Here is a 17,576-nt window from a genome sequence, read left to right on the forward strand (position 1 = left end):
CTTGTCTCCATAGGCGCCGCTGCTTCCTGCCGCGTGTCGCGTCGCTGTCTCCGGGGGCGGTGTGATGCCATGCGGGCATCGTAGCCACCGCTTCCGCGCGACCCAAGACGTTTCGCTCGAATGCGGACTGCCACCTCACGCGGCGAGCCTTGCTCACGCTTGCCGCGCGCTCTGGCGCCCGCGCTCAAGCCAGCGCTTCGAGCAATTCCGCATCGACCGAAGCGGGCCGGCGGCTGGCCTGCGCGAGCTGGGTGGCGAAATCGCGCGGATGGTCAATGTGCTTCGCATCGGCGCGGGTGCCGTTGGCGCTCCGCTGCGGCGCGGTGGCCGTGCGATCGAGCAGTTGGTTGGCGCTGGCGTCGACATCCACGGTGTGCGTGTGCGTTTCGCCGTTGCGGCGAAGCACGGTGATGCGCAGGCCGATCAGCTCGGTGCCCGCGGGTGCCTCGATCAGGATCAGGCCGCTGGCGTCGACCCGGATCCACGGTGGCAGCGGGCTGCCGTCGGCGAGCGTGACGGCGACGCGCAGGATCGGCGAGCGTGCGGTGTCGAGCGTGTCGTCCACGCCGATCCAGATCTGCCGGCCGCGGGTCTGCATTTCGAGGATCACGTCGGTGCGGTTCGGTGCGGCCAGCAGGCGCAGGGAGGAGCCGCTGTTGAGCGCGGCGAAGTCGAGGTTCCCGGCGTCGATCGCGCGTGCGCCCGGTCCGCCGAGACTGCTGCCTGCCAGCGGGGCGTTGGGGCCTGTCGCGTGCGAGATGGCGTTGTAGCCCGCGGGTGAACCGAGCACCGTATCCTCGCCCGTCAGATGGGTGCCGTTGAGCGAACCCATGTCGTTGACCGCCTTGAGGATCACGTTGTCCGAGCTTAGCAGCGTGGAGATCCCGACGTTGCCCAGGTCGGCCACCGCACCGAGCACCGCGCCGGTCACATTGTGCATGGCGTCCGGCGCCAGCGGGCCCTGCGTGGCGTCGCCGGGGGCGTAGACGAAGACGAAAGTGGGGTTGACCGGTGCATCCCCCGAGGGCGCGGGCGGCTGCGGTTGCGCCACGACGTCCAGCGACAGCTCGCCGGTGGCGGTGCCACCCTCGCCATCGCTGACCGTGAAGATGGTCTTGGGGAGGGGGCCCGAGAAGCTGGCGTCCGGCACGAAGGTGTAGCTGCCGTCGGGGTTGATGGTCAGCACGCCCACGCCGGGGATGTTGGCCGGTGTGCCGGCCGGGATCGGGCCCGGGACGCCTTCGACGGTGAAGCTGGTGATGACGAGTTGGTCGCCGTCGATGTCGCTGGCGCCGGCCAGCAGGCCGGAGTCGGCGCCCACGATGATGGTGCCGCCGCCCGGCAACGCGCCGCCGCCGTTGCCGACCGCCGGCACATCGTTGACCGGCGTGACGCTGAGGCTCAGCGTGCCGGTGCGGGTCGTGCTGCCGTCGCTGACGGTGTAGCTCACTGCAGGCACCGGACCGTTGTAGTCGGGCGCGGGCACGAAGCTGTAGCTGCCGTCGGCGTTGACCGTGAGCACGCCGACGCCGGCGATGTTCGCGGGCGTGCCGGGGGCGAAGGCACCCAGGCCGGCGACGCTGTAGCCGGTGATGGCGAGCGCATCGCCATCGGCATCGCTGTCGTTGGCCAGCAGGCCGGAGGCGGCGGGCACGGAGAGGGGCGTGTCCTCGTCGAGCGCGACGATGTCGGCCTGCGCCACCGGCGGTGTGTTCGGCACGGTGTTGAAACTCAGTGCGCCGCTGCCGGTCGCGTTGCCGTCGCTCACGGTGTAGCTGAGCGGGCCGCCGGTGCCGGTGTTGCCGTTGTCGTCGGTGAGCATCGTCAGCGTGACGGTGCCATTGCCATCGGGGGCAGGGTGGTAGACGGGCGCGGCCGGCGAGGCCAGGTAGAGGTTGATGCCGAAGAGCCGTCCGGTCAGCGTGATCGACGAGGTGCCGGAGTTGGTGACGGTGATGCCGCCCAGGTTGTTGGCCGTGATCGTCCCGGCGTCCACGCTCAGTTGCACGCTGATGAGGCCCAGGCCCGCATCCACGTCCGCGACCTTGAGGCCGGTGAGCGCGATGGCGGTGTCTTCGTCGGTGGTCCAGCCGGCGGCGGGCAGGGTGTTGACCGGTGGATCGTCGAACGAGCCGATGTTGATGGCGACAGTGGTGGTGTCGATGTCGCGTTGCGATCCGCCCGCGCCGGTGTTGCCCAGGTCGTCGGTGACCATCGTCAAGGCGAAGGTCCCGGTGGCGTCCAGCGTGGGCGTGTAGACCGGTGCTTCGATCGACGCGAGGTAGGCATTGATGTCGGGCAGCGTGCCGGTCAAGAGGAGCGTGTCGGTGCCGGAACCGGTGACGGTGACGTTGCCCGCATCACTGGCGCTCATCGTGCCGGAGTTGACCGACAACTGCACGGTGACGATGCCCAGGCCGGCGTCGATGACGGCCGGGTCGCTGTCGGTCAAGGGGCCGCCGGGCCCGGTGTTGCCGCCATCGTTGGTGAGCATCGTGAGCGTGACGTCACCGTTGGCATTGAGCACCGGCACATACACCGGCGCGGTCGCAGCGAGGAAGGCGTTGATATTCGCCAGCGTGCCGGTGAGCACCAGCGACCCGGAGCCGGAGCCGGTCACGCCGACGCCGCCACCCGCCGTGGCGGTGAGCGTGCCGGTGGGCACGGAGAGCGTGACGGTGATGGCGCCTGCGCCCGCATCGGCGTCGGCCACCGAGAGGCCGGTGAGGGCCACGCTGGTTTCTTCCGGCGTGGTCCAGCCGGCGACGGGCACGGTGTTGATGGGTGCATCGTTGAGCGGCGTGACGGTGATCGCCACGGTGTCCGAATCGGTGAGGCCGCCGCTGTCTCTGGAGAGCACGGTGAGCGTGTCGCTGCCGCTGAAATCGGTGTTGCCGGTGTAGGCCAACGTGGCCAGCGAGGCATTGATGTCGGCCTGCGTGCCGCTGATGGTGACGGTGGCCGAGTTGTTGGCGCCGGCGCTGAAGGTGGCGGCGCCGGACAGGCTCACGTTGAGCCTGCCGTTGGTGACGGTGAGCGTCACGCTCGTGAGGTTGGCGTCCACGTCGTTCACGCTGATGGCGTTCGCGCCGCTGAAAGCGAGGGCGACATCCTCACCCACGGTCTGCGCACCGGGCACGGTGTTGAGCGGCGCGTCGTTGGCCCCGTTGATCGTGACGGTGAGCGTGGCCGACGAGGTATCGCCGTCGCCATCGGTCAGCGTGTAGGTGAACACCTCGGTGAGCGACTGGCCCACGTTGAGCGCATTGACGGTGGGGTTGGCGTTGTCCAGCGTGTAGACATAGCTGCCATCGGCCTGCGCGGTGATGCTGCCGTAGGTGCCTGCCACCGCCACGCCCACGCCACCAGCCGCGGGCGTGAAGCCGGCGGAAATGCTGTCGATGGTGGCGGCGTTGCCATCGGCGCTCGGCCGGTCGTTGGTCATGACGTTGCCGCTGACCATGTTGGGCACCGCGTCCTCGGTGATGGCGGCGGTGTCGTTCTGCGCGAGCGGCACGTCGTCGACGATGTTGATGGCCATCGTCTTGGGGAAGGCGGCCGTGTTGTTGCCGGCGCCATCGGTCATCGTGAGCTGGACGGTGTCGGACTGCGGCGTGGTGTTGTTGACCGCCTCGGTGAGCGTGTAGCGATAGCCCACGCTGCCGCTGACCGTGCCGTTGCCGTTGGTGTCGGAGATGTAGTTGGGCGCGGCGGCCGATGCCAGGTAGGCGTTGATGCTGGCCAGCGTGCCCGACAACTGGATCGACGACGTGCCGGAACTCGCCACGCTGACGCCGGCCCCGGACGCTGCGACGAGCGTGCCGGCGTTGACGCTGAGCGTGACGGTGATGATGCCGCCGGCCGCATCGGGATCGGCCACCTGCAGGCCCGTGAGCGGAAGCGACACGTCCTCGTTGCCGGTGAACGTGGCCGGCAGCGTGTTGACCGGCGGCTTGTTGACCTGGGTGACCGCGGGCTGGATGGTGTCCGTGGCCAGCGAGAAGGCCGAGTCGCCGCCATTGGCCGCCGTGCTGGCCCGACCGCCATTGGTGCCGCTGGTCGTGTCCCACGCGCGGAAGGTCAGGCCCGGGTCGAGCGCGCCGTTGTAGCCCGCGGCTGGCGCGAAATACAGCCGGTTCGTCGCCGACGCCGAGAGCAGCAGCGCATCGGCGTTCGATCCCGCGGGCATGGCCGTCCATGACGTGCCGCTGTTGACCGAGAAGTACCAGACGCCGTAGGTCGTGGGCGCGGAGGTGATGGCAATGCCCTTGACGGCACCCGGATCCACGTCGGTGATGTTGCCGCCCGCAAAGCTTGAGACCGGTGAGCCGACCGCACCCACGGGCGGACCGCCGCCCTCGGCCACCGGAGGCATGGTGAACACCGGCGAAGGGTCCAGCACCGGCGCATCGTTGGCGGGCGCGACGTTGATGGGGATGATGTTGGTGTTGGGGACGCCGGGGTCGTCCGCCGTGGTCGAGACGATCTGGATCTGCGCGGCGCCGCTGAACTCGGGGTTGCCCCGGAAGGTCAGGCCATTGAGCGCCGCGTTGACCAGGCTGCGCGGCCCGCTGAAGGTCATGGTGCCGTCGTTCGTGCCATCGCCCGCGGTAAAGGTCAGGCCGGCGATGCCCGACAGGCTCATGGTGCCGTTGGTGGCGGTGAGGGTCACGGTGGTGGCGCGGTCGACGCCGACCGGGTCCAGGCCATCGATGTCCACCACCTTGATGGCCGTGCCGCCGCCGAGCACCAGGGGCATGTCCTCGACCGCGCTTTGTGCGCCGGGCACCACATTGACGGACCCGAGCACCTCGACGTCGGTCAGCAGCAAGCCCAGGTCGACCCCGTCGCCCGCAAGGCCGGTGGTCGTTGTGGTGAAGAAGTTGAACGAGCCCGTGACGGTGCCCACTGCCCGGACCGCAAAGCCGAGGTCCGCCCCGCCCGTGCGGGTGCTGAAGCTCAGGACCTTGCCCGACACGGTGCCGTTGATGCCGGCCTGGTCCACGATGGTGATCGAGGTGATACCGGCGTCGGTGAAGGTGTACTTGCCGGGTGGATCCGTTTGCGCCGCCAGGAGGACCGGGTTGGTGACCTGGACAGAATGGCCCGACGCATGCGAGAAGACAATGCTCGTGTTGGCGGGCGCGCCGCTCGGGGTTTGATGCAATTCCGAGTTGCCGACGACATTGCCGGCGTTGATCGCGCCTGCAGCGATGCCATTGGATTCGGGAAGCGTGTCCCATGGAATCCCGTAACCCGACTTTCCGTTGCCGTAGTCAGGCGCGGTGGTCATCTTGATGTCGATCGTGCGGGGCGTCCCGCCCGCCGGTGTCTGCGTGATCGTGCCGTTGACGATGCCGTCCATGTTCTTGTCGGCCGGATCCCACAGGACGATGATGGCTGGCCCGGGCGCCAGCGCGTAGCCCCAGCTTGCCGCTGCGACACTTTGCGCCTCGATGGGTCCGACTTGCGTTTCCAGCGTCCAGTTGCCACCCAGGCTTGCGGCGCCGGTGTTGTCGCTCGACGCAGCCACGTCGGCGCCGGTGATCGCGGCCAGCGTGTCGGTGGCCTCGATGCCCGCGGTGCCCGCGCTGAAGTCGCAGCCGTAGACCAGGATGTCCCCATCGGCCGTGAGCGCGCTGCCAATGGCCACCAGGTCGTCGTGGTACTGGCCGCGCATGCTGTCCGTCGTGAGCACGGCGCTGCCCAGGTCCAGCATGCCGGCCGAGCCGTGGCTGAGGATATGGATGGCGCCGATGCCGCTGCGGCCCTGCAGGGCCAGCGCGATGTCCTTCACGCCGTCGCTGCCTTGTGCGATCTGGTGCACCTCGGCGTTGGCCGGGAGGGCCGCGACGAGTTGCTGTGTGTCGGGCAGGGCGGCGTCGATGAAGTAGACATCGGGGCCTTCCTGCGCGACGGCGGGTGGTACGACGGACGGTGGCGTCATGGCCTGGGCCATCGCCTGGCTCAGCGCTTGCACCAGTGCGGCGGCCTCGACCTGCATGTCATGGGCGGCCTGCACGGCCAGCGCCTGCGCATCCGCCACCTGGTGGGTCGCGGTTGCCGCGGCGGCCGCATCGAGCAGCACGCGCGGCTCCAGTGCCTGCAGCAGCATCGGCCCCGCGAGATCCATCGAGGGACGTGCCCAGTCGATACCGGCATGACGCTTCGCTCTGGCGTTTCTCTTGAACATGTCGCACTCCTTGTCTGCTCACGCGGCGCCTTCGCGCACCAGCACATGGGCCACGCGTTCGAACACGCGCACGGCCAGGCTCTGGAATGCGCCTCGCAACTGAAGCTCGCCGCGCACCTCCGTCGGCATCTGCGCGCCGCCTTCCATCACGGTGGCCGACACCTCGAAGGTCGAGTGCTCCGACTTCGCCTTCCTGCCGTCCTGCCGCGAGGCCACGGGGCCGCCATGCACCGAGGCCAGCACCCAGTTGTCGAGCGTGTCCGAGGCCGCGGCGCCGATGCGCTTGACCTGCACGTCGAGCGGCGGCGTGAGCCTCTCCTCGTCGACGAAGCGGCCCTTGACGCCTTCGCCGATGCGCTCCAGGTCGTCGCCATCCACATAGCCGCGCGCTTCCACCACGGAGGGCACGCCGACCAGCACGAGCTGTGTCCGCGCATCGACCCAGCGGCCCTTGTGCATCTCGCGCGTGATGTCCATGACGATGCCGTCCATCGGTGCCTGCACGACGAGGCGCGCCTGCTCGCGCAGGTAGCCGTCGATGCGGTCGCGCTCCATGCGCAGCTCGCGCACCAGCACCAGGCTGTCGGCCAGGTCCTTGGTGTCGGAGGTGCGGCGCGCGAGGCGCTCCTCGATGAGGCGGGCGCGGTCGCGCGCGCTTTCGAGCTGCTGGTCGAGCTCGGGCGCGCCGAGCCGCATCATCACCTGCCCCTCCTTCACGGCCTGCCCCGGTTCGATGAGGATCGCGTCGATGCGCGCCGGCCGCGGCGCAAAGGAGGGCACTTGCTGCGCCGCCGTCAGCACCGCGGGAATGCGCACGCGGTACGGCAGCGGCACCACGAAGATCGCCAGCAGCGTCAGCACCACCAGCGCCGTGACGCGCACGCGCGCGCCGCTCTCGCGCCGGCGCTTGAGCCACACGCGCACCTCGCGCCAGATCGGCAACGCGATGAACCAGGCCAGCTCCACGATGAACATCACGATGCCGAGGATCTTGAAGAAGAAGTGGTAGACCAAGAGCGCGATGCCGAGGAACAGGAAGAAGCGGTAGATCCAGGTCGCGAACGCGAAGCCGATGAAGAAGGCGCGCGAATGCAGGCCGACGACCGCGGGTGGCTTGTCGCCATAGCCGAACAGCTGTTCGCGCAGGAACCAGCGGCCCATCTCGAAGGAGCGCTCCTGCAGGTTCGGCACGTTGATGAGGTCGCTGAACAGGTAGTAGCCGTCGAAGCGCATCATCGGATTCAGGTTGATGGCCAGGCTCAGGATCCAGCCCGTGGTGGCCAGCGCGAAGGCCGCGTGCCGCACCGGCCCGTCGGGCACCAGCACCCAGACCCAGGTCGCGATCACCGCCACGATCAGCTCCACCGCCATGCCGGCCGCGTCGATGAGCACGCGCTGGCGGTGGTCGCGCAGCCGCCAGGCATCGGTGGTGTCGGTGTAGAGCACCGGCATCATCACGATGAAGGCCACGCCCATGGTCGTGATGCGCGAACCCATGCGCACCGAGGCATAGCCATGGCCGAGTTCATGCAGCGTCTTCACCAGCGCCAGGCTGATGCCGAAGGTGACCACGCCGGAGGCGGTGAACATCTCCGGCAGCGTGCTGCGGAAGGCCTCCCACTGGCGCGAGACCAGGTAAAGGCTCGCAAGGCCCGCGACCAGCAGCAGCCACCAGAAAGTGCGCGTGAAGAAGAAGGTCGTGAGGTGCTGCGTCGCGCGCAGGAAGCGGTCCGGCCGGGCCAGCGGCACCTTGAGGAACAGGTAGTTGTGGACGATGCGGTGCCAGATCGAACGTTCCCGCAACCGTGCCGCATGCTGCTGCGCGCGCGCATAGGTCACGTGGCCGATGGACTGCACCAGCTCGTTGCGCAGCAGGAATTCCAGCAGCGCGACCGCGCTCTGTTCCGACACCGGCCGGCCGCTCTTCACGCTGGCGCGCGCACGCAACTCGCTCAGCGTGCCGCCGCCCCAGCAGGCCAGCAGGTCAACCGCGTCCTGGTCGATCTCGAAGAAGCGTTGTGCCAGCGGGTCGTGGATCTTCCATGGATGGTCGGCATCGCCTTCGATGAGGCGCAGGTCCGGCCGCAGCGGCGGCAGGGGCCGCTCGCCGGGGTCCATCTGCATGGCCTTCGGAAGGGGCGGCGCGGGTGCGTCGCCCGGAGACAGGATGTCGTCCATGGATCACATCCCCGTCCATTGGCGCAAGGCGGTGATCGGGCGGCGCAGCAGGTAGAAGAACAGGGTGACCTGCTCGCCGTACACGCGCGCCGTGCCGCGCAAACCCAGGCGCGCGGCCGGTGCCGAGGTGTCGGTGGGCCGTGCCGTGACGATGAAGCTGGCGACGCCGGCCGGATCAGTCTCGGCCTTGTAGGCGGCGCGCACCACGGTGGCATCGACCGGCCGCAGCGGCGCGGCATCGAGGAACACCTTGGTCTCCGCGCCTTCGCGCAGGTTCACCGCATCGGCCACCGGCACCTTGAGCTGGAACTCGACCTGCGACGGATTGGCCACGCGCATGATGGCCTCGCCCACCACCACCGGACGGCCGACCCAGTCGCGCGGGTCACCATACAGCGCGACGCCGGGTTGCTGCGCCTTGATCACGGCCTTGTCGAACATGGCGCGGGCATAGTCGCGCTCGGCGCGGGCCACGGTTTCCTCGGTCTGCGCGATGGCCAGCTCGCGCTTGGCGGTGGAGTCGTCCATCGAGGCCTGTTGCAGCCGCAGCATCTTGGCGCGCGCCACTTCCAGCTTCTGCTGCGCGACCTCGGCATCGCTGCGCAGGGCGGTGTCGACGAGCTGCACGAGCGGGTCGCCTTCCTTCACCTGCGCGCCGGGTTCGACCAAGATGCGCTCCACCACGCCAGCGACCGGCGCGGCCACGACGAAGGGATCGAGCGGCGTGACCTCGACCGGCGCGAGTGTGGTCAGCGGCACCGGGATGAAGGCCAGCGCCGCCGCGATGATCGCCAGCACGAGGCCGGTGCGGCGCAAGGTCCGACCCCAGTCGCGCGTGGGCTTGGCGCGCCCGAGGATGGCGCTGGCGCCGTGGCCATAAGCCTGCGCGATGCGTTCGCCAGCTTCCGGTGCGACTCCTCCCATTCGGTGTCGCGCGCCAGCAGCCAGCCGGCATGCGGCGGCTGCGCGACGTCGGCCACCGGCACCCACATCAGGTGGCGCAAGGCGGCCTCGGCCGTGCAGGGGTCGCTGGCATCGGCATGCGTGGGCAGCGTGAAGGTCTCGATGGCGGCGCGGTCCTCGCTGTCGGCCCAGATCCGGCCGGCCATGTCCTCGTACCAGCGCAGCATCGGCGAGTCGCGGTTGACCGTGGACAGTGCCGATACGGCCGCCGCGCGCCAGCCGCCGGACCTGTCCTTGCCGGCGGTCTCTCGCAGCGGATGCACCGGCTCGAAGACCAGCGCCTGCCCGAAAGGCAGCAGCGCCACCGGCTCGTTCGCCAGGTGCGACCACAGTGCCTTCAACGTGGTGCACTGGCGCAAGCCGCCTTCGACGCTGATGAGGTGCACCAGGCCACCGCCGGGCGTGGCGCCGACCTTCGCCTTGAGGGGTGCGGTGCCTTCGCCCTCGGCGGACTTGCCCTCGCGTACGACCAGCCTTGGCTTGCCTGTCGGCTTGCCAGCATCGATCGCCTCAGTACCCTGGACTTCGCTTGGCTGGCTCACGGTGTGTTTCAGCGACTCGTGCCGCTGCTCCCTTTGGGTGGTGGTGAGGTTGCCGGTGCAGTGCCTGGCGAGGGTCGGGCGGGGGCAGTGACCGGCGAGGCCGAAACGGCGGCAGGCGCGGCCACGGGAGCTGCTGCTGGCGATGCGCCCGCGCCTTGTTCCAGCCGGGCCGCCCCGCTCATGCCGGGCAGCACGCCGGCCGGCACGTTCGGCACCTTGCAGATGATCTTCACGGTCTGGCTCACCGCATCCACGGCGCCGGAGATGCGGTCGACCACGGCCTTCACGGTCGCGCCGGTCTCGTCGACCTTGAAGTCGAAGCTGGAGCCGACCTTGAGCCAGCTCAGCCACTTCGACGGCACCACCATGTACAGCTCCAGCGGCCCGTCGCTGACGATGCGCATCAGCTTCTCGTTGGGCGGCGGCGCCTCGTGCTTGCGTGCCATGGTCTCGACCACGCGGCCCGCAAAGGGCGCGACGACGGTGCAACCCGCCATGCGCGCCTGGATCGTCTGCGCCTGCGCGCCGCGCTCCTTCTGCTTGAGCAGCGCGATGTCGGCATCGGCCCGGCCCGTTGCGCCCATGGTCAGCAACTCGGCCTGCACCGTGGCATTGCGCGCCTCCGCGGCCTCGCCTGCGCGGGCCGCGCGAAGGTCGGCGGCCAGGCGGCTGCAATCGAAGGTGACCAGCGCGGCGCCCTTGGGAAAGCGATCGCCTTCGCGGTACGGCATGTTCAGGATCACCTCGGACAGCGTGCTCGACAGCACCGCCTCGTTCTGCGCGCGCAGCACGCCGCGCGCGATGCTGGCATCGGGTCCGCCACCACCGCTGCCTTGTGCAAGGGCCAGGGTGCCGGCCAGCAGCAGGCCCAGCGCGCCGGCGCCACGTGGGAGGGAATGCAAGGTCATCGGCGAATCGAGGTCGCGGCCAGCGCGTCATCGCGCTGCGCCCAGAGCGTGCGCAGCTTGTTCGACAGCACCTCGACCGAGTCGCTGCTGCTCATGCTGACGTCGATCGGGTCGATGCCGATGGAGGCATAGATGTTGGCGTAGGCGTTCTGCAGATCGGCCAGCGCCACGTCCAGCCGCACCTCCGACACGACCGTGTTCATCTGCTCGCGGATCAGCGTCTGGCGGCTCAGCTTCTCGGCCTTGAAGCCGGCATCGAACTGGTTCTCGATCTTGCCCTGCACCGCCAGGTAGCGCTGCGCGGTGTCGAGTTCGCGCAGGCGGAACTCATAGCGTGCGCGACTCACTTGCACCTGCGTGGCGACGGCCATGGTCAGCGCCTTGGCACGCTCGTCGAGCAGGTCGTTCTGTGCCTGTACGCGGGCCCGGTCGGCCGGCAGGCGGAACACGTTCAGCACGTTCCAGCTGGCGCGTGCGCCGTAGCCGGTCCAGCTGTTGTTGTAGAGATAGCTGTTGTCGCTCCAGTCGGCGCCGATGAACACGCGCAGGCTGGGCAACGTGCGCAGGATGGCGGCCACGCCTTCGCGGTCGTTGCTGCGCATCTGGTAGGCCACTTCGCGCAACTCGGGCCGGTTCTCGATCGCCATGCGCAGCATCTCGGCGTTCTGCATGCGAACCGGTTGCCACGGCGTGTTGCGCGGCGGCAGCACGACCTGGAACTGGGTCTCTGGCGGCACGTTCATCAGGGCGGCGAGCTGTTGCTTGGCCACGCTGAGCTCGCGAGCCAGCGTCTGTGCCTCGCGCCGGATGCTCAACAGTTCGCGCTGGTAGCTCAGCGCGGAGAGCGGAGCGGTCAGGCCGGTGCTCTGCTGCTGCTCGGCCTGCTGCAGGGCCTCCTGCGTCACCCTCTCCAGGTCGGTGATCTTGGTCAGCAGGCGCTGCGCGCTCACCGCGCGCCAGTAGGCCGAGCGCACGTCCTCGACGATGCGGTTGATCACCTTGCGCTTGCGTTCCTCCGACAGCATCACCTCGTCGGCAGCCTGTTGCGCACGCACATAGGACAGGCCGAAGTCGAGCAGGTCCCAGCTCAGCGTGAGGTCCTGCGCGAACACATCGCGGTCGCTGGAGGTCGATGGTTCCAGGCTGATCCTTCCGGTTAGCAAGGACCGGCTGAAGCCGCCCGAATCGTTGCTGCGGCCGGTGTAGTCCAGGTCGGCCATCACCTTGGGCAGCATGTCGAAGCGCTTGAGGTTGAGGTCCTTGGTGCGCAGCGCCTGGTCCATCACCTCGACGCGATAGTCCAGGTTGTACTTGATGGCGCGCGCCATCGCGTTGTAGAGGTCCACCGGCGCCGAGACCGGTTCCTGGTCCGCGGCCATGCGCGAGATCAGGGCCGCGGACCGGTCCTTGTGCTTCTGCTCATCAAGCATCGCCGGGGTGATCGAACAACCGTTCAATGCGCCGCAAATCATCAGGATGCTGGCCGACACGGCACTCAGGCTGCGGGTCGGCGTTCGACGGATCCGGGGCTTTGAGCGGGATGACTTGTTGCATCCGCTTTCCAACTTCTCAGTTGATGACATTGCCACCTCGTCGGGTTGTTGTGGATGCAGGTTAACGCCCACTTCGCACGAAGCAAATAGTTGGTGAAACAATTGAGTGACAAATTCCTACGGAAAAAGTCGGATTTGTCCGTCAAGCGCCCGAGCGCATTTGTGCCAGCCGGACGAGGCATTTCGCGCCCGGAAATCGGGCTGACACCGTTACCTGTGTGTCAAGCGGAACGCTTCTCGAAGCCTTCCTGCATTTCGATCTTTTCTTCCACCTCGCGCTCGAGGAAGAAGTTGAGGAAGGTCCGTATCACCGCGATCGCGGCGAGGTGGCCGAGTTCTTCCCAGGTGGGCGAGAAGGAGGTGTTGACGATGTCCGCCGCCAGCTGGAACGTGAGCCCCGCCACCAGCCAGCGCGCGAACGACAGCCAGACGGCGCGCCGCTGGTAATCGGCGTCGTCGGTGCGCTTGCCCATGCCCACGCGCACGATCTTGAGCAGGGCCGCGATCGCGCCGATGGCGATGAACAGCACTGCGCAGGTCTCGATGACCAGCGACACCAGGTGGGCGATCTCGCGCAGCGTGATTTCCAGGTGTTCCAGTTCCATCTGCAAGCCCCCTAGTGAAACGGTCCGATGTTGAAGCTCATGCCGAAGATGGCCACGAGGCCCAGCGCGAGCAACAGGATCGCGACGATGAAGGTCATCGACAACGGGAAATGGCTCTCTGCATGCACCAACCCCTGCGCATGCAGCTCCGCCCGCTCCTTGCGCAGGCCGCGCATGAAGCCGATGTGATAGATGATGCCCAGCACCAGCATCAAGAGGCCGAGCCACACCAGCGCTTCACCGAAGAGACGCGGCGCCGCGGCGCTCTTGAGCATGTCCGCATCGCGCATCTTCTGGAACACCTGGTAGATCGTGAAGCCGAAGCCGATCAGCGACAACGAGGTGCGGATCACCGACATCAGCGTGCGGTCCGCGCTCATGCGCGTGCGCTGGAAGGACATGCCGGTGCGGCGCGACGACAACTCGGTGGACGCCTCCTCGGAGGAGCCGCTGTGCTTGAGCTTCCCTGGCGTAGCGTCGAATTGCCCGTCGGCCATGTGTCGTTCCTATGTTGGCCCTGCCGCGCGCGAGATGCAGCGGAAGCCGAGGTGGCAGGTGGAGGTGTCGATGTCCTGCGGCATGCGCGCGGCCGGCCGGTAGCGCTTGCAATAGTTGGGTGCGCAAAGGTACGAGCCGCCCTTCATGACCTTGCGCGGAATGCGCAGGCCGGCCGATGCACTCGGATTGGGGCTGTCCTCCTGCGTGCCGCCGCGCGGGTTGTCGAGCGTGCAGCAGGGATGCGCGATCTTGCCGTGCTCCTGGTACCAGTCGGTGGTCCATTCCCAGACGTTGCCGGTCATGTCGTAGAGGCCATAGCCGTTGGGCGGGTAGGAGCCCACGGGGGCCGTCCATTCATAGCCGTCCTCGAGATGGTTCTGCCACGGGAATTCGCCTTGCCAGGTGTTGGCCATGTGGCGGCGTCCGGGCGTCAGTTCGTCGCCCCATGCGTAGTCGGCGCCGTCCAGCCCGCCGCGCGCGGCGAACTCCCATTCGGCCTCGGTCGGCAGGTCCTTGCCGGCCCATGTCGCATAGGCTTGCGCGTCCTCGAAGGCCACGTGCACCACGGGATGTTTCCACAAGCCTTGAAGTCCGCTCTTCGGTCCGCGCGGATGCTTCCAGTTGGCGCCTGCGACATAGGTCCACCAGTTGTGGTGGTTGCTCAGGTCCACGCGTTGCGCAGCCTTCTGGAACATCACCGACGACGGCACCAGCAGGGCCGGGTCGGCGCCCGGATAGTCGGCCGCGTTGGCCGGCCGCTCGGCCAGCGTGACATGGCCGGTGGCATCGACGAAGCGCTTGAACTCGGCATTGGTGACGGTGTGCCGGTCGATCCAGAAGCCGTCCACGGCCACGCGATGCACCGGCGCCTCTTCGGGGTAGAAGTTCTCCGACCCCATGCGGAAGGTACCGCCCGGGATCCATGCCATGTTGTCGCCGGGCGCCGCATGCGCCTTCGCCTTCGCCGGCTCCGTTTTCACAAGATCGTTCAATTCAAGCTTCCTGGTGACCGATGGCAGCACGCGACCGACCGGCGCAGGTTGTCGTCCGGGAATCGCACAGCCAATGTTGCAAAGCGGATGTTGTACCTCAAGCCGACGCGGCGGCTACTGGCCTTTGGTGCAGCCCCGGCCCATGCAGAAAAGCCCCCGCTGCGGTTGCAACGGGGGCTGTACAGGGGGACTTGCGACGAAGCGCTTGCCTTATGCGGCGACAGCTTCCTCGGCGGCGGCCGGCGCCACGCTGGTGCTCGTGGCGATGTTCACTGCAGCGCCTGCCTTGGCTTGCGCCGGCACGCCGCGGATCATGTCCGCCGCCTTCTCCGCGATCATCACCGTCGGCGCATTGGTGTTGCCGCCGATGACGGTCGGCATGACCGAGGCGTCGACCACGCGCAGGCCTTCGATGCCACGCACGCGCAACTGCTCGTCCACCACCGACATGCGATCGCTCGCCGGGCCCATCTTGCAGGTGCCGCAGGGGTGGTACTGCGTGTCGGCGCGGTTGCGGATGTCTTCCTTGATGGCGGCAACGTCGTTGCGGTCCACCTTGTAGAGCATCTTGCCGCGGTAGGCGTCGAAGGGGCGAGCCTCCAGGATGCCCATCTGCAACTGCACGCCCTTCACCAGGGTGTCGAGGTCGCGTTCGTCGTCGAAGAACTTGGGGTCGATCACCGGCGCCACGGTCGCATTGCGGCTGGCCAGCTTCACGGTGCCGCGGCTGTAGGGGCGCAGCAGGTCGACGTGGCATGAATAGCCTTGGCCCGTGTGCATCTTGCGGCTGTGGTCGTCCACCACCGCCACCACGAACACCAGTTGCAGGTCGGGCACCTTCACGTCGGGCGAGGAGCAGACGAAGCCGCCGGACTCCGCGAAGTTGGAGGTCACGAGGCCGGTGCGGCGCTTCTTCCACTCGGGGATGGCCGACAGCACGCGCATGCCGCCGCGCACCGAGACGCCGAAGGTCTCGTTCGGCGAAGAGGTCTTGTAGCTCTGCACATGGTCGATGTGGTCCTGCAGGTTCTCGCCGACGCCGGGCAGGTCATGCACCACCGGGATGCCGAGCTTCTGCAGGTCGGCCGCAGGGCCCACGCCCGACATCAGCAGGATCTGCGGCGAGCCGAAGGCGCCGGACGAGAGGATGACCTCGCGCCGTGCGCGCACCTGCTTCTCGACGCCATCCACCGTGTACACGACGCCGACCGCGCGCTTGCCTTCGAACAGGATGCGCGAGGTGAGGGCGTTGGTGCGCACGGAGAGATTGGGGCGGAACAGGTTGGGCGTGATGTAGCCCTTGGCCACGCTGTGGCGCTCGCCGTTCTTCTGCGTGACCTGGTAGATCTGCACGCCGAGTTGCTCGGCGCCGTTGACGTCCCTGTTGAGCGGAATGCCCTGCTGCTGGCAGGCTTCGAGGAAGACCTTGTTGATGGGGCTCGGGCTGCGCAGCTCGGCCACGTTGAGCGGGCCGCTGGTGCCGTGCAGCGGGTCGTTGCGGTGCGTCTCGTTGTTCTCGGCGCGGATGAAGTAGGGCAGCACGTCCTCGTAGGACCAGCCGGCGTTGCCGAGTGCCGACCAGTGGTCGTAGTCCCAGCGGTTGCCGCGCATGTAGACCATCGCGTTGATCGAGCTCGACCCGCCCAGCGTCTTGCCGCGCGGCTGGTAGCCCTTGCGGCCGTTGAGGCCCTTCTGCGGGACCGTTTCGTAGGCCCAGTTGTTGAAGGGCCTGGGCAGCATGGTCACCACGCCCAGCGGGGCGTGGATCATCACGCTGGTGTCCGGCCCGCCGGCTTCGAGCATGCACACCGTGGTGGCGGACTCCTCGCTCAATCGCGATGCAACGACGCAGCCGCCCGAACCGGCGCCAACGACGACATAGTCAAATTCTTCAATGCTCATGCTTGTCTCTCGGAGTTGTGGTGAATCTGTGCTCTGGAATTCCTGAAGTCGCAGGGCGGGGCCTGCGACGTGACTGCCGCGAATGTAGGGCCGCACCGGGGGTCGCGCCTAGGTTGAACTCAGCCACATTCGGGTGAAAATCCGCCAAGACCCAACAAACTGTTTGATCGTGCGCAAATCCATCGCCTTTGAGGCTCCCGCGGGGCGAATCACCGTGCGCGACGGCAGCGATCTGGACCGCCCGTTGCACAGCATGCTGGGCCTCAATGCCCTGGTCGACGCCATGTCCGCGCAGGGGGTGGGCGTCGAGCGGCTTTTTGCGGGCACCGGCATCGCACCCCAGGCCGTTTCAGACTCGCAGGCCCGCATCTCGCACCGCCAGAAGATTGCGCTCTTCGGCAAGGTGCGCGAGCTGTCGAATGACCCGGCGGTAGGCCTGCTGGCCGGGCAGCGCCAGCGCCTGTCCGACTTCGGCGTCTATGGCTATGCGCTCCTGAGCAGCGCGACCTTTGGCGAGGCCATCGATTTCGGCGTCAAGCACGTGCGCCTGGCCGGCCCGGTCATCGAGAAGACCTTCCGGGTCGCGGGCAACGTCGCCATTTTCGAAGGCCACGACGTCATCGACCTGGGCCCCTTGCTGCCGCTGGCCACGGAGTTCTGGTTCAGCTCGATGCAAATGCTGATCAGCCGCGTGCTGGAGCGGCCCTTCGAGGCGCTGCGCCTGGAGTTGCCCTACCCGGCGCCGGCCAGCGCGCAGCGCTACGAGGAGATCCTTCGCTGCCCGGTGGCTTTCGACTCGCCGGCCATGCAGTGGCACTTCGACGCCCGCCTGCTCGAGTTGCCGCTGCCCAATGCCAATCCGATCACGGCCGAGGTGTCATCGGCCTTCTGCAGCCGCATGCTGGAAGCCGCTGGCGGAGAGAACCCGCTGGTCCTGACCATCAAGGAAATCTGCCTCAACGCGTCGGGTGGCCTGCCCCGCGCGGAGCAGATGGCCGACCGGCTGCACCTGTCGACCCGGACCTTGCACCGCCGCCTGTTCGAGGCCGGCACCAGCTACCAGAACATCATCGACGGCGTGCGCAAGCGCCTGGCCATCGAGTTCCTGGAGCGCACCGAACTCTCGGTCGGCGAGATCGCGGAGCGCACCGGTTTCTCCGATGTGTCGAACTTCCGCAAGGCGTTCCGGAAGTGGACGAACCAGACGACGACGTACTACCGGGACCGCCGAGCAAGTTGAGA

12 protein-coding genes are annotated in these 17,576 nt (G+C 67.9%); 1 reads left to right on the forward strand and 11 read right to left on the reverse strand.

Annotated elements, in window-relative coordinates; translation table 11 throughout:
- Window positions 1–184: 184 nt before the first annotated feature.
- The 11 genes from WKW82_RS11370 to WKW82_RS11420 form a co-directional block, all read right to left on the reverse strand.
- Complete coding sequence (locus WKW82_RS11370) at window positions 185–6,193, reverse strand: DUF4347 domain-containing protein (protein ID WP_340342394.1); 6,009 nt, start codon at window positions 6,191–6,193, stop codon at window positions 185–187.
- 18 nt (window positions 6,194–6,211) lie between these two features.
- The gene (locus WKW82_RS11375; protein ID WP_340342395.1) at window positions 6,212–8,371 is read right to left on the reverse strand and encodes a site-2 protease family protein; all 2,160 of its coding nucleotides are present in this window, start codon (window positions 8,369–8,371) and stop codon (window positions 6,212–6,214) included.
- A 3-nt stretch (window positions 8,372–8,374) separates the two neighbouring features.
- Window positions 8,375–9,187, reverse strand: coding sequence for an efflux RND transporter periplasmic adaptor subunit (locus WKW82_RS11380; RefSeq protein ID WP_340342396.1), 813 nt, complete (start codon window positions 9,185–9,187; stop codon window positions 8,375–8,377).
- A complete protein-coding gene (locus tag WKW82_RS11385; protein WP_340342397.1) occupies window positions 9,121–9,876 on the reverse strand; it encodes a hypothetical protein in 756 nt (251 codons plus the stop codon). Before WKW82_RS11385 ends, WKW82_RS11380 begins: the two co-directional genes overlap by 67 nt.
- 8 nt (window positions 9,877–9,884) lie before the next feature.
- Window positions 9,885–10,784, reverse strand: a complete 900-nt coding sequence (locus WKW82_RS11390; protein ID WP_340342398.1) for an efflux RND transporter periplasmic adaptor subunit — start codon at window positions 10,782–10,784, stop codon at window positions 9,885–9,887.
- Window positions 10,781–12,214 (reverse strand): TolC family protein, encoded by a 1,434-nt coding sequence (locus WKW82_RS11395; RefSeq protein WP_340342399.1) that lies wholly within the window; start codon window positions 12,212–12,214, stop codon window positions 10,781–10,783. Before WKW82_RS11395 ends, WKW82_RS11390 begins: the two co-directional genes overlap by 4 nt.
- Window positions 12,207–12,338, reverse strand: coding sequence for a hypothetical protein (locus WKW82_RS11400; protein ID WP_340342400.1), 132 nt, complete (start codon window positions 12,336–12,338; stop codon window positions 12,207–12,209). Before WKW82_RS11400 ends, WKW82_RS11395 begins: the two co-directional genes overlap by 8 nt.
- Before the next feature lie 220 nt (window positions 12,339–12,558).
- Window positions 12,559–12,942 carry a DUF1622 domain-containing protein gene (locus WKW82_RS11405; protein ID WP_340342401.1) on the reverse strand — a complete coding sequence of 128 codons (384 nt, stop codon included), beginning with the start codon at window positions 12,940–12,942 and terminating at the stop codon, window positions 12,559–12,561.
- A gap of 11 nt (window positions 12,943–12,953) precedes the next feature.
- Window positions 12,954–13,439, reverse strand: coding sequence for a YidH family protein (locus WKW82_RS11410; RefSeq protein ID WP_340342402.1), 486 nt, complete (start codon window positions 13,437–13,439; stop codon window positions 12,954–12,956).
- 9 nt (window positions 13,440–13,448) lie between these two features.
- Window positions 13,449–14,432, reverse strand: a complete 984-nt coding sequence (locus tag WKW82_RS11415; protein WP_340342403.1) for a formylglycine-generating enzyme family protein — start codon at window positions 14,430–14,432, stop codon at window positions 13,449–13,451.
- Between the two features lie 210 nt (window positions 14,433–14,642).
- On the reverse strand, window positions 14,643–16,334 hold the full coding sequence (locus WKW82_RS11420) for a GMC family oxidoreductase (protein ID WP_340342404.1): 1,692 nt from the start codon (window positions 16,332–16,334) through the stop codon (window positions 14,643–14,645).
- Between the two features lie 169 nt (window positions 16,335–16,503).
- Between WKW82_RS11420 and WKW82_RS11425 the strand changes: the two genes are divergently transcribed.
- Entirely contained in the window at window positions 16,504–17,574 is a 1,071-nt protein-coding gene (locus WKW82_RS11425) for an AraC family transcriptional regulator (RefSeq protein WP_340342405.1), read from the forward strand.
- Window positions 17,575–17,576 lie beyond the last annotated feature (2 nt).

It is taken from the genome of Variovorax rhizosphaerae (assembly GCF_037889975.1).
Classification (GTDB): Bacteria; Pseudomonadota; Gammaproteobacteria; order Burkholderiales; family Burkholderiaceae_C; genus Variovorax; species Variovorax rhizosphaerae.